We start from the raw sequence: 13785 nt of genomic DNA, 5'->3' as shown, positions 1-13785 counted from the left end.
GTCGGCCGCGATCCTGCGGGCCACCCCGCCACCGTCGCGGAATTCGCCGGGCTGGCCCGCAGGATCGCGGCCGACCGCGGCCGCTGGGCGCCGCGCGTCCGCTACGACGCCACCACGCGCTGGTACGACCGCCTGGAGACCGGACCCGGCTACGAGGTCTGGCTGCTCAGCTGGGTGCCGGGGCAGGGCAGCGGGCTGCACGACCACGGCCGCTCCTCGGGCGTGCTGACCGTCCTCGAGGGCGAACTGACCGAGCACGCCCTCGGCGGCAACGGCGGGACCCGCCGTTCACTCCTGCCGGGGCATCAGCGGGTGTTCGCCCCCGGCTACGTCCACGAGGTGGTCAACGACTCGCTGGACGGCGCGGTCAGCCTGCACGTCTACTTCCCGGGCCTCACGGAGATGACCCCGTACGCCTGCACCTCCGGGGAGCCCGCGACCGAGGGGACGTTCGCAAGCTGACGCGGCGGGCTGACAGACTGTCCGCATGCGAATCGTGGTACTGGCCGGCGGCATCGGGGGAGCCCGTTTCCTGCGCGGCCTGAAGGCGGCGGCGCCGGAGGCGGACATCACCGTCATCGGCAACACCGGCGACGACATCCACCTGTTCGGCCTCAAGGTCTGCCCCGACCTCGACACCGTCATGTACACCCTCGGTGGCGGGATCCACGAGGCACAGGGCTGGGGCCGCGCCGACGAGACGTTCACGGTCAAGGAGGAACTGGCCGCCTACGGCGTCGGGCCCGAGTGGTTCGGCCTCGGCGACCGCGACTTCGCGACCCACATCGTGCGCACCCAGATGATCGGCGCGGGCTATCCGCTCAGCGCGGTCACCGAGGCGCTGTGCGCTCGCTGGAAGCCGGGAGTGCGGCTGATCCCGATGACCGACGACCGGATCGAGACGCACGTCGTCGTCGACGACCCGGACGCGGGCCCCGGTGGCGGGCGCAAGGCGGTCCACTTCCAGGAGTACTGGGTGCGGCTGCGGGCCTCCGTCCCGGCGTACGCGGTGCTGCCGGTCGGCGCGGAGGGCGCCAAGCCCGCGCCCGGCGTGCTGGAGGCGATCGGCGAGGCGGACGTCATCCTCTTCCCGCCGTCCAACCCCGTGGTGTCGGTCGGGACGATCCTGGCCGTCCCCGGCATCCGCGAGGCCATCGCCGAGGCGGGCGTACCGGTGGTGGGCCTCTCCCCCATCGTCGGGAACGCGCCGGTGCGGGGCATGGCGGACAAGGTGCTGGCGGCGGTCGGCGTGGAGTCCACGGCGGCGGCGGTCGCCGCGCACTACGGCTCCGGCCTCCTGGACGGCTGGCTGGTCGACACCGTCGACGCCGGGGCGGTGGACGAGGTCGAGGCCGCCGGCATCCGGTGCCGGGCCGTCCCGCTGATGATGACGGACCTGGACGCGACGGCCGCGATGGCCCGCGAGGCGCTGACGCTGGCCGGGGAGGTGCGGGCGTGATCGCCTCCTACCGCGTGTGGGCCGTCACGGGCATGCCCGAGGTCGAGCCCGGCGCCGACCTGGCCAAGCTCATCGCGGCGAGCACGCCGGAACTGGCCGACGGCGACGTCCTCGTCGTCACCTCGAAGATCGTCAGCAAGGCGGAGGGGCGCGTGGTGCGCGCCACCGACCGCGAGGCCGCGATCGACGCCGAGACGGTGCGGCTCGTCGCACGGCGCGGGCCGACCCGGATCGTGGAGACCCGGCACGGCTTCGTCATGGCCGCGGCCGGCGTGGACGCCTCCAACACGGCCCCCGGCACCGTGCTGCTGCTGCCCGATGACCCGGACGCCTCCGCCCGCGCCATCCGGGCGGGGCTGCGGGACGCGCTCGGCGTCAACGTCGGCGTGGTCGTCACCGACACCTTCGGGCGGCCCTGGCGCGAGGGCCTGACCGACGTGGCGATCGGCGCGGCCGGGCTGCGCGTGCTGGACGACCTGCGGGGCGCCACCGACTCCCACGGCAACGAACTGGCGGTCACGGTCACGGCCCTGGCCGACGAGCTCGCCGCGGCCGGTGACCTGGTGAAGGGCAAGTCCACCGGGGCGCCCGTCGCCCTCGTACGGGGTCTGGACCGCCTGGTGCTGCCCTCGGAGGAGGACGGCGAGGGCGGCCGCGCCCTCGTCCGGGTCGCCGCCAACGACATGTTCCGGCTGGGCACTTCGGAGGCCGTCCGCGAGGCGGTCTCCCTGCGGCGCACGATCCGCGAGTTCACCGACGAGCCCGTCGACGGGGCGGCCGTACGGCGCGCCGTCGCCCTCGCGGTCACCGCTCCGGCACCGCACCACACGACGCCGTGGCGCTTCGTGCTGCTGGAGTCGGAACCGGCACGGGTCCGGCTGCTGGACGCCATGCGCGACGCGTGGATCGCGGACCTGCGCCGCGACGGCCGCAGCGAGGAGTCCATCGCCAAGCGGGTGCGCCGCGGCGACGTCCTGCGCAAGGCGCCGTACCTGGTGGTGCCCTGCCTGGTCGCGGACGGGGCGCACGACTACCCGGACCCGCGACGGTCGGCGGCGGAGCGCGAGATGTTCGTGGTCGCCATGGGCGCGGCCGTGGAGAACTTCCTGGTGGCGCTGGCCGGCGAGCAGTTGGGGTCGGCGTGGGTGTCCTCCACGATGTTCTGCCGCGACGTGGTGCGCGAGGTGCTGGACCTGCCGGGGGACTGGGACCCGATGGGAGCCGTCGCCGTCGGCCGCCCCGCGGCGCCGCCGAAGGAGCGGCCGGGACGGAGCGCGGAGGCGTTCATCGCGGTGCGGTGACGGGCCGTTCGGGCCGCACACGCCTCCCGGGCCGCGGGCCGGGGCCGGTCACCGTGGCGAACGCGGTGACCGGTGCGGCTCCGAAGTGGCCCCACAGTCGTCCCTGGTGGCCTTGAGAGCGACAAGACCCGTGATGTCGCGTACCGCGTCGGAGGGTTGCGAGTAGTCCCGGATCAGGAGTGTCCAGCCCTGGCGCGTCAGGCGAACCTGAGGGATGCCCCCCGGATGCGATCGCTCCTCACCGCTCCACCCGTTCTCGTGGAGCCGGTCGAGTGCCGCATCGATCGTCCGGGCGGGCTCCTTCCCGATCGGTTGCGCCATGAGACCGACGACACAGCCGTGGTCCTCGGGCGACGCCGAGGCCGCGGCCTTGAGTCCAGCGGATTCCGCCGCACCACTCACGTCGGCGGCGACACTGTTCGCGTCGGCCGGCCGGGGCGCGCTCGTACCGGCCCCCGGGTCGCCGGCCTGTCGCGTACCGCACCCCATGAGGGACCCCAGCAGCATCGCGGCCCCTGCGAGGGCGATCGTCCGCCTCACCGTGCGTCGCGGAAGACGAGACGGACTTTCCTGTCCGAGATGAACGAGGAGGGCGTCCCTGCGGGGAGTACGGCGCGCAGGGACTCGAACACGGCCAGGACCCTGTCGTCCCCGTACTCACGGACGTCCTCGGTGGCTTTGAGGAACAGTGACCCTCCGGCCATCCGACGAACCTGCGCGAAGGTTCCGTCCCTACGGACTGCTTCCGCGCCGCCGAGCAGCTCCGCGACACCGGGCGAGCACACGGTGATCCACGAATAGCCCCGCACATTCCGGTCGAGGACGGGGAACGTCTCGTCCTGGAAGAGGCCGAGTGCCGCTTCCAGGGAGCTCCGGCCGGTGGTGCTGTCCATGTCGTCGGCGATGCAGCCGAAAAGCGCCGTACCCCTTCCGGAATCAGCGTGCCGGATGATGAGGTCGTGCCAGGCGGACTGGGCCTTCTCGAATTCCTCGCTCGACCTGTCCACCGTCAGGGCCACCCACTCGGGTGCCTCGTAGTCCCGCCTGGCGCCGATGGTGATCCAGGTGCTGCCCGGATAGCCGTCAGGACCGAGGACGGCCAGTCTCAGCTCCGCCTCGAGCGGCACGGACTCCACATCCCGCAGGAATTTCTCCCAATTCTTCGGGGAAAAGACCCGTCCGGAACGCTTGCGGCCGCTTTTCAGAACTCGCGCGATCCAGAGCGATCCCCACAATTCTCCGGGGCGGCCGTAGGGGGCGCCCGCCGTCGTGAGCGCGGATTCCCGGCCCGTCAGGTCCAGCGCACCGGCGAACGGATCCATGGCGCTTCCGGCCAACTCCCGGACCGCGTCGGCGAACCAAGGCTCGACCAGCTCCCGGAGGGCGGTGCCGCCCTCCGGGAGCGCGAAGTCGAGTTCCGCCCGGATACTGGAATTCACTCGAAATCCCTCAGCCATGCGCGGAATATATCACAGGCTCAGAACACGGGCGCCAGGGGCGGGACGAAGATCGGGCCGCCACCGGATTCCGGAGTAAGCGGATTTTGCGACCAGTCATGGTTCTCGATGTTTTCGTGCCACCAGTCCTGGAATCCGTGCCAGGCCCTCTTGTAAGAGGGCTCATTCACCTTTTCGGGCACCGGATGGGGTATCGGTTTCCAGTCGTCCTTCGGGTCCTTCGCCTTCTGGTGGGTGTACACCTCGATACCGGCGTCCGTCGTCGAGGAAGAAACCGTGATCAGTTCCTTGACGTTCCCCTGGTTTGTGCCGGTCTGCGACACGGGGAACTTGAAGCCGGTGACGACGTCCCGCGTGTCGCCCTTGGCGCGGAGCTGCTTGGTCAGTTGCCTGATGTAATTGGCGAGCTGCCCGGGCCCCTGCGCCTCCGCATCGCCGCCCTTGTGCTTGATCTCCCAGACGTAGACGGTCTTGTCGGTCCAGTAGATCAGGTCGGCGTAACCGGGCTCCTTCTTGGGGTTCTTGTAGGAACCGCCCTTGATGTAGTTGTCGGTCCTGCTCGTGGTGACCCTGCCCTGGCCCTTGTTGTGCAGCCAGTCCCAGACCCGGAGCGCCACCGCCCTGAGCATGACCGCCGTGTCGTGACGGTCGGTCCACATCTTGCGCCAGCTGAACTCCGCCTGCTTCTTCCGCTCCTCCTGGCGCTTCCACTCCATGAGGTCCGGGTCGTACAGGCCCGAGGGATCGCTGTGCGTGGTCGGGTTGTTGTGGCTGTAGGCGTACCCGTTCATCTGGAGGGGGTCGCCCATGTCCAGCACCGGGTCGGCGGAGAGGAACCGGCCCGTGGACTGGTCGTATTCGCGCGCCCCGAGGTGGGTGAGCGCGGTCGTGGTGTCGTCGAGCCCCGAACCGAGGTAACTGTGCGTGTTGGGCCAGGTGCTTGGCTTTGTCCCGCGGATCTCACCGAAGGGCTTGAAGGAGCGTTTGGTGACGGTCTGACCCGAGGCCTCGTCGACGGAGGCCGTAGCCGTCCCCAGGGGGTCGCTCAGCAGGACGCTGAGCTTGTGGCCCGTCGCGCTGCCCTTGCCGGCGACCCGGACGACCGTGGGGGCTCCGGGGTGGCTGTAGGAGCGGGTGGCCCGGATGGGCTTGCCGTTGACGTCCGTCTCGAGGTCGGTCTCGCCGAGGTGGAGGGTGTTGCCGGCCGCGGTGTGCTCCAGGACGCGGGTGCCCTCGGCGTCGTAGACGTAGGTGACACGGTCGGCGGGCGTCCACTGCTGGGCGGCGGACGTGTTGCAGGTGTAGAGCTGCAGGTCGGTGCTGTCGGCGTCATTCGAGCCGGGGACGTCGACGCACTTGCCGGACACCGGGTTGTAGAGGCTCTTGTCCGAGGGGCGGACGACGAACTTCTGGGATTCGCCCCCGTTGCAGGTGGCGAGCAGCACCTTCGTCCCGTTGGCCGTGCCGTTGACGCTCGCGCACTTGCCCTGTACCCGCAGGGTGTCGCCGGTCAGCCTCCACTGCTGCGCGATGGTGTTGTTGCACGTGTAGAGCTGGACGGGGTTGCCGTCGGCCGTGGAGCCACCCGCGTTGTCCAGGCACTTGCCGGACATCCCCACGATCGGCCCGGCGCCCTCCGCGAAGCCCGCGACCTCGCTCACCTTGTTCTCGGCGTTCCACTTGAGCGTCTGGGAGCCACCGGGCAGCGACCTGGTCTCGTTGTTTCCTTCGGCGTCGAAGGTGTAGCTCGACGCGGCACCCACCGACGGGGTGACGCCCGTGAGCGTGTGCGGCTGGGTCAGCGAGGGAGCGCTGGTGCCGTTGCCGGTGACCGTCTTGCCGTACGCGTAGGTGCTCTTCACGTCCTGCGCGGGATTGGCGGCGCTGTGCTCGGTCAGCGACGCACGGTTGCCCACCACGTCGTACGTGAAGGACTGCCAGTAGGACGTGGCGTCCGTGGCGACGGTCCCCGACGCGGGCGCGGCCGCGCCGAGCGAGGCCGCCAGGTCGCCGTCCGGGGAAGCGGCATCGGTCGCCGAGTCGGGCGCTTCGGCGATGGGGCCTGCCGAGGTCTGCCCGTCCTGCCGGTATCCCCATGCGGTGCCGGAGACGGACTTGCAGCCGGTACCGGCCGTACCGGGCACGATGTTCGAGGTCCAGGCCTGGACGAGTTCACCGTAGTAGTCGTAGGTGAAGCACTGGTTGTCCCATGCGGAGCCGGACGCGTCCGTCTGCTTCCGCGCGCTGGAGGTGAGGTTGCCCGCGCGGTCGTACGAGTAGTACGTATCCGCGATCCGGTGCGAGTTGGCCGTCTCCCGGTCCCACACCGTGCGCTGCAGGCGTCCTGTGGGTTCGTCGACGAAGTTGGTGGTCCATACCCGGTAGGGCTGCGGTCCGCTGACCGTGCGCAGTGGCTCGCCGTACGGGGAGTAGGTGACGTCCGTGGTGTACCAGCTGAGCCCGGAGGTGGATTCGGCCAGTCCGTCGCTGTCGTACCGGGTGACGACCTTCTCCTCGGCGAGCCCCCCGATCGCGGGCATCGTGGTGGTCAGCGGCTTGCCGGTGGGGGTGTAGGTGTAGCTGTACCGGTAGGTGCCGGAGACACCCGCCGTGTCGGCGTGGGCCGGGATGACGACCTCGCGCGCCGTCGGCCGGTAACCCACGTCGTAGGCCGTGATGCGGTTGACGTAGTCACCGGTGGCGTCGTGACGCACTGAGGAGGCCAGCTGGCCCAGCGCACCGTCCGGGTCATAGGTGAACTCCTTGGCCGGCGCGGCGGTCTCCGAGCCCTCCCGTACTGCGGTCACGCGGCCGATGTCGTCGTACGAGGTGTAGACCGTCTTCAGCTTGGAGTCGGTCAGGCTGGTCTGCCGGTCCAGCTCGTCGTAACCGAACCGGGTCTCGCCGGTGTCCGGGTCGGTGGAGGCGGCAAGGCGGCCTCGCGCATCGTACGTGAACGTCCACAGGTTGCCGGCGTGGTCCTTGACCTGGGTGCGGTTGCCCCGGGCGTCATAGGAGTACCAGGTGCTGCGCCAGTCGCTGAGGTCGACATTGGTGTAGTGCTGGATGCGGGTGACACGCCCGAGAGCGTCCGTCGTGCTCTTGACCGCCGGGGCGCCGCCACCGGGCGGACGGCTGAGCGTCCAGTCGTCCCCGTAGGTGGTCGGGTTGGAATACACCGCCTGGCCCAGACGGACGGTGGTCGCCTTGACCGGACGTTCCAGGCCGTCGTAGACGGTGCGCGTCAGACTGGGCACGACGCTGTCGCTCTGCCGCTTGAACTGCGCCGCCTCGGGCTCTCCCTTGGCCAGGTAGGAGCCGGTCTGCTCACGGACGAGGCCGTGGTCGTCGTAGCGGGTGTCGGCGATGACGCGACCGGGGCCATGGGCCTCGTTCTGGGTCTGGACCGGCCGCATGAGGCCGTCGTAGATCGTGACCTGCCGGGCGTAGGTACCGTCGTCCTTGATGCTCTGGACGGTCACCGCGGTCGGCTTGGTCACGGTCGAGGTGGCGGTCGCCATCTGGTACCCGATCACCACGTCCGGGGTCTGGTTCCCCGAGGAACGCGCGGGCGACCAGCCCTTGACCAGGCGGCCGAGGCCGTCGTACTCGCTGCGGGTCACGCGACCGTTGGGATCCGTCACGGTGAGCGGGAGCCCGCGGCCGGGGTCCATCGTGGTGACGGTGGCGTGCCCCGCGGCGTTGATGGTCTTGATCGAGGTGACCGGGCCACCCGTGTCACCCGGGGTGTACTGGGTCTCCGTGGGCTTCTTGCGGGCGTCGGTCACCTTGCGGACCCGGCCCAGCGGGTCGTAGGTCGTGCCGGTGACCACCGAGTACGCGGTACCGGCACCGTTGGTCGTGGCGACACTGGTGGCCAGGCCCCGGACAGGGGTGTCGCCCCAGGCGCCGTCGTCGTAGCTGGTTCGCGTGGCGGTCAGGAGCTGGGTCGCCGGATCCGCGGAGTCGTAGTCCGCGCAGGAGGTGGCCGTCTTGCGGACCTGCTTGGTCAGACCGATGAGGTTGGCGGCCTCGTTGTTGACGTATGCGGCCTTGGCGCAGGAGTGGTCACTGAGTTTCTCCCCGGTGCCGTCGGGTTTGACGACCGCGGTCTCCACCTGGACGGGGAGCCCGTGGTCGGGCTCGACCGTCGTCTCGGTGCGGACGGCCTGCCAGCTGGAGTCGACCGTCTGTATGTCGTCCGTACGCCTGATGCCCGAGCGGTAGGCCGTCAGAGGGTCCAACCCCCCGCCGCGAGTGCGTGAGGCGGTCTCCTGCGACCACGGGAAGTTGACGGTGCGCCTGACGACGCGGCCGCCTCCGCCGTCGTAGGTGATGGTCTCCGCCACCATGCCGGCGTACTGGGTCCGGTCGTCGCCGACGAGCGTGACGGCACCGGTGGAATCCTTGACGGCACCGCCCGCGCCCCTGAAGTACCTGTTGACCGAGTACGACTGCGTCTGCGGGACACCCACGGTCGCGCTGTTCTTGGCGCCCTTGACCGTGGCCACCCGCTGGAAGCCCCGCCACACGCTGTAGGTGCGCAGGGACGGCTTGGAGAACTCGTCGTCGTCCATGCCCCAGGCGGCGTCGGAGTAGGTGTAGCGGGTGGTCACGCGGTCGGAGACCCCGGTCACCTTGTCGGTCTCGGTGACCGAGGCGACCACGTACTTGTTGAACCAGGCGAGCGCGGGCTTGTCCACGTCGCCGTCCGGGGACCAGCGCACCGGGTAGCAGGTTCCGCGGTTGCCCTCGGGAGCCACCGACGGCTCGGTTCTGCAGCCGCCCTGGTAGACGACCTCGATGTCGCCGCCGTGCTCGGTCGACACCGTGCCGATCCGCGGGCGGGTGAATCCGGGGCGCGGATCGTTCCTGGACCTGGGGACGAGGTTGGGGAGTTGCTGATCCTTCAGGTAGCTGCCGAGCGGGTCGTCCTGGGACACCACGTAGGGGCCGAAACTCACGCCTGCCGAGGTCAGCAGGGTGCCGGTGCCGTCGCCGGGGGCGAAGCCGCGGCGCGTGACGGAGTTGAGCCAGAGGCCGGGCGACGTGTTGTACCAGTCGCGCGGGAAGGAGTGGTGGAGCGTGTACTCGTCCACCTTGCCGAGCCCGGCGACTCCGGGGCGGGCGGCGTAGGTGGTCACGGTACCGAGGCGCATCCGGATCCAGAAGGACGGGAAGGCCGGGCACAGCTTGGAGTCGGACTTGCAGTTGAGATTGCCGGGGCTGTCCCACCACGGCCGGTAGGAGGCCGGGTTCTTGGTGTCGTCGAACTTGTCCGCCGCGCAGGATCCGTCGGTCTCCACGCAGCGCTGCACCGCGTCGAAGACGACCCTGGCGGACGGCGAGGTGAGGGCGCCGGCGCGCAGACCGTACTCGATGGTCTCCGGGTAGCCGCCACGGACGTACTTCTCGGGCGTCTTGAACTTCTTGTTCACCGCGTAGTAGTTCGTCGACTTGTGCCACGTGACGACCATGGCGTTGCCGTGGACGTCGACGACCTTGTCCAGGCCCCAGTGCCAGGCCTGCTGGAGCTTGCCACCGTTGTCGTCGGTGCAGCGTGAATCGGCGAAGGCGTCCTTGTGGCAGGGCTCGCCGGGGTGGTTGCCGAAGACGGGGACGGTGAAGACGGAGTCGGTGTCGGCATGGCCGCCGCCGACCTTATTCAGACCGTAGTAGTACGTGGTCCCGTCGGTGGTGGTGACGACCCAGTACTCGCCGTCGTTGTCGCCGTTGTCACCGCCGGTCTTCCGCTCGACGCGGGTGCCGTCGTCCTGCTGCGGGCGGTAGACGTCCGTGCTGCCGACGCGGACGAGCTCGACCGTCCTGCCGCCCAGGGACATGACGGCGTTGTAGGAGACCCAGCACAGGTCCGAGGTCTTGTCCTTCTTGGCCGTGTTGTTGGGCGCCGTCGACGGATCGTCCTTGTCGAGGCGGTCGCGGTCGTCCTTGCACGTGCGGTAGCGGCGCTCGATGTGCCCCGGGTCGTAGTTCCAGCCCTCGCCGACCCACGAAGCCTGCGCGGAGGAGACGGCCGTCCTGCCGTCCACGGACTGTGAGTTGTACTCGAACGAGATGACCGGCTTCGGCCCCGCGGGGGCAGGTGGCACATCCAAGGGGTACGACCAGGAGAAGGCGCCGGAGGACCCACCCGCCGCCCACTTGCCGTCGGAGGCCAGCGGTGTCGCCTTGAACGAACCACCCGGGCCGCCGCCGGAGTCGACGGCGCCGATGACGGCCCTGTCCCCGGTGGCGGCGATCGGCCGGACGTAGGAGGCCTGGAGGATGCCGGAGGAGGAGTGGGCCTGCACGGAGGCGGAGGCGGGGGCTGTCGTGCCGTCCGCGGCGGTGTCCACCGTGGCCGTGACGGTCTTCGCGTCGGGGTCGTTGGCCGTCTCCAGCTCCGTGTACTGCCGGCACTCCTCCACCTCGGGGGTGGTCAGGTAGCACTCGGGGAACTGGACGAACTGCAGGCGGGAGGCCCAGTCGGCGCCGTACATGTTCTCGTACGTCTTGTAGCTGAGCTGGACGGAGACGGGCACCGACCCGGTGGTGGGCGCGGTCACGGTGACCACGGCGCCGTCGACGCCGTCGGAGGCGGGGGCGGTGCGGTCGGAGACGGCGACCTGCCAGGTGCCGGTCGGGGCCGGGGCGTCGGGGGCCTGGCCGAGCTTGACCGGCAGATCGCCCGCGGGCTCCAACCCGGCGGGGGTGGCCGTGGCTGCGCTCGTACCCACGCCCGTGCGTAGCGCCGTGGGCTGCTGGGGGGTTCCGCCGAAGGAGACCGGGGCACTCCCGGACGTGGCGGGCGTCGTGGTGCCGGCCGGGGCCTCGGTCTGGTCGGCCGGGGCCTCGACGGCGATGCTGTCCAGCGCCGCGTTCCGTGTCGTGCCGCCGACGAGCCGTTCCTCGGACAGCGGCAGCAGCGCCACGTCCTCGCGGGGCACCTCCGCGCTGCTCGGATCGGGCGGCGAGGCGTAGGCCTGTGTGGGCAACAACGCCAGCGACAGCGCGAACACCGTGCCCGAGAGCAGGGCGGAGCGGCGACGCCGACGGCGCGCGGACAGGAAGAAGGGCACGACGGAATTCCCCCCGGGTCAACCCGACAAACAAGGCGACGCCTGGACAGAGCACAGGTGAAGCCACGTCAAAGATCGTGCTGATTTTGTGCGTTGGCTGTGAGGAAAGCCAGGGCTATCCGTGAGCGTGTGGCAATGATCACGTCATGTACCGGTCAAGCGCCACCAAAGCAGGACCGTACGCCCCGTCGGGCCCCCTTCACCGGGCCCGGGGCCGCGACCCACGCGTGACGGCGGCCCCTCCTTCGGACATCATCTGGACCCGTTGTCCACGGGGGGAAGGGAAACTCGCCCATGACGAGCAAGTGGGGCCGCGTACCCGGCCGTCGGGCCGTCGCGGCGGCCGTCGTGACCGCCGTCGCGGCCTGCGGCCTGACGTACGCGGGACTGAGCGGCGCCGGGAACGAGCACGGCGACGCCGGTGCGCACCGGCCCGCTGCCGCGGCACCGCTGAGCGAGGCGGCCGCGGTGGGCCGGGCCGCGCGGACCGGGAAGCCGGTCGAGGCGACGGGGTTGCGCACCGCTTACGAGACCACCTGGGCGCTGCCCGACGGGACCATGCGCCGGCGCGTCCACGCGACCCCGGTCCGGGCCGAGGTGGACGGTCACTGGCGGCCCATCGACACCACGCTGGCCCGCACCCGCGACGGCTGGGCCCCCCGGGCGACGAACGTGCGGATGACGTTCTCGGCCGGGGCTCGCAAGCCCGGCAAGCGCTCGGACCGGGGCAGCGCCGGTGTCCGCCGGGTGCCGCTCCTGGCTCCCGCGGTCGGGCAGCCGCCCGCCGGGAACGCTCTGGTGACCCTGGACACCGGCGGCCACCAGATTGTCCTGACCTGGCCGGATGCCGTCCCCACCCCCATCATCGACGGCTCGCGGGCGCTGTATCCGGAGATCCTCCCCGGGGCCGACCTGGTGCTGACCGCGGAGGACGGGGGCTTCGGGCAGGTGCTCGTGGTGAAGAACCGGCAGGCCGCCGCCGACCCGCGGGTGGCGCAGCTGTCGTACGGCCTGTCCTCGCCGGACCTGAGCTTCGCGCTCGACCCGGTGACGGGCATCGTCAGCGCCGACGACCCCGCCGGTGAGGAGGTGGCGCTCTCCCCCACCCCGCTGATGTGGGACAGCGCGGGCACCCCGGCGCTCACCGACGGGCAGGCGGGCAGCACCGCCGCACCCACCGCGGCAGAGAGCCTCTCGTCCGACGGGACGGGGGCACCGGACGACACGGAGTCGCCGTCCGATGCCTCTCCCGAGCCGAGCGACAGCGTCGCCGACGACGACAACGGCGACACCTTCCACGAGGTGCTGCCGGACGCAACCGACGAGGCGGCGGATCCCTCGGCCACCGAGGGTGCGGGGCCGGACCCCACAGTCCCGCCCGAGGCCCTGCCGGAGCCGACGCACAGCGGTGGGGCGGCGACGCTGGACCTGCCGTCACTCTCCGGCCCGCAGCCCGATTCCCACGGCACGCTCGTCGGGACGGACCTGAACGGGACGACGTGGACGCTCACCCCGGACCAGGAGTTCCTCGCCGATCCGGACACCGTCTACCCGGTCTTCGTGGACCCGTCCGTCAGCAAGCACACCAACGACTGGACGACCGCGTACAGCCGGCACCCCAACGCGAACTTCTACAACGGCCGCAACTTCAACAAGGGCACCCACGAGGCCCGGGTCGGCTTCGAGTCCGACACCTGGGGCACCTCGCGTTCGTTCTTCAGCATCGACTGGAACCCGGACCTGAAGGGCGCCACCGTCATCAGCGCCAAGCTGAGGCTGCTGGAGACCTACGCGTGGTCGTGCAGCGCACGGACGATGAACGTGTACCTGACCGGTCCGATCAGCAACAAGACGACGTGGAAGAACGCGCCGTCGATGACCAGCGGCAACAAGCTGGGCAACAGGAGCTTCTCGCACGGCTACCGGTCCTCCTGCCCGGACGACTGGGAGGCCTTCGACGTCAAGCCCGCCGCCCAGAAGGCCGTCGCCGGCGGCTGGAGCACGCTCACCATCGGCCTGCGTGCGGGTGACGAGGGATCCGCCTACTCCTGGAAGAAGTTCCAGGCCGACGGCGACTTCTCCCCGTACGTCGAGCTCGTCTACAACCGCCCGCCGGCCGCGCCCTCACGCCTGGACCTCGACCCCGAGCTCTCCTGCGACACCACGTCCCCTTACATCAACGTCGGTGCCTCGTCGATCACCTTCTGGGCGAGCAGCAGCGACAAGGACGGCAACCTGGCGTCCGTCACCTTCGAGCTCTGGCCGACCGGCGGCTCCGGCAACCTGCTGGGCAGCAAGGCCAAGGTCTCGGCCGGCAGCCAGACCTCGTCGGCGCGGGTGCACACCGATCCCTTCTCGACCAGTGGCCTGAAGAACGGCACCACCTACTCCTGGCGGGCCAAGTCGCTGGACAAGCAGGGCACCACCTCGGCCTACACCCCCACCTCGACACCGTGCCGGTTCGTCTTCGACAGCGCCCGGCCCACCCC

The 13785-nt window shown here is 70.6% G+C and carries 6 protein-coding genes; 4 read left to right on the top strand and 2 right to left on the bottom strand.

Annotated elements, in window-relative coordinates:
* From PV341_RS37570 to PV341_RS37560, 3 genes are all read left to right on the top strand, one after another.
* On the top strand, window positions 1–462 hold a 462-nt coding region (locus PV341_RS37570; protein WP_500360158.1), incomplete at its 5' end, for a cysteine dioxygenase.
* A 25-nt stretch (window positions 463–487) separates the two neighbouring features.
* Entirely contained in the window at window positions 488–1459 is a 972-nt protein-coding gene (gene cofD / locus PV341_RS37565) for a 2-phospho-L-lactate transferase (protein ID WP_500328617.1), read from the top strand.
* A 32-nt stretch (window positions 1460–1491) separates the two neighbouring features.
* Window positions 1492–2760 (top strand): coenzyme F420-0:L-glutamate ligase, encoded by a 1269-nt coding sequence (locus tag PV341_RS37560; RefSeq protein ID WP_500328697.1) that lies wholly within the window; start codon window positions 1492–1494, stop codon window positions 2758–2760.
* Window positions 2761–3296: 536 nt separating this feature from the next.
* Here PV341_RS37560 and PV341_RS37555 read toward each other — a convergent pair.
* Window positions 3297–4199 carry a hypothetical protein gene (locus tag PV341_RS37555; RefSeq protein ID WP_500328618.1) on the bottom strand — a complete coding sequence of 301 codons (903 nt, stop codon included), beginning with the start codon at window positions 4197–4199 and terminating at the stop codon, window positions 3297–3299.
* 38 nt (window positions 4200–4237) lie between these two features.
* A complete protein-coding gene (locus tag PV341_RS37550; RefSeq protein ID WP_500360156.1) occupies window positions 4238–11296 on the bottom strand; it encodes a ricin-type beta-trefoil lectin domain protein in 7059 nt (2352 codons plus the stop codon).
* A gap of 294 nt (window positions 11297–11590) precedes the next feature.
* Between PV341_RS37550 and PV341_RS37545 the strand changes: the two genes are divergently transcribed.
* On the top strand, window positions 11591–13785 hold a 2195-nt coding region (locus tag PV341_RS37545; RefSeq protein ID WP_500360155.1), incomplete at its 3' end, for a DNRLRE domain-containing protein.

Origin of the sequence: Streptomyces sp. PA03-1a (genome assembly GCF_033792805.1) — a bacterium.
Taxonomy (GTDB): Bacteria; Actinomycetota; Actinomycetes; order Streptomycetales; family Streptomycetaceae; genus Actinacidiphila.
The sequence above is the reverse complement of the archived record's forward strand: the minus strand, read 5'-3'. Positions and strand labels throughout refer to the sequence as shown.

Excerpts from the sequence above, each read along its gene's own strand:
- cofD (WP_500328617.1), top strand. The coding sequence starts at position 488 with ATGCGAATCGTGGTACTGGCCGGCGGCATCGGGGGAGCCCGTTTCCTG.
- PV341_RS37560 (WP_500328697.1), top strand. The coding sequence starts at position 1,492 with ATGCCCGAGGTCGAGCCCGGCGCCGACCTGGCCAAGCTCATCGCGGCG.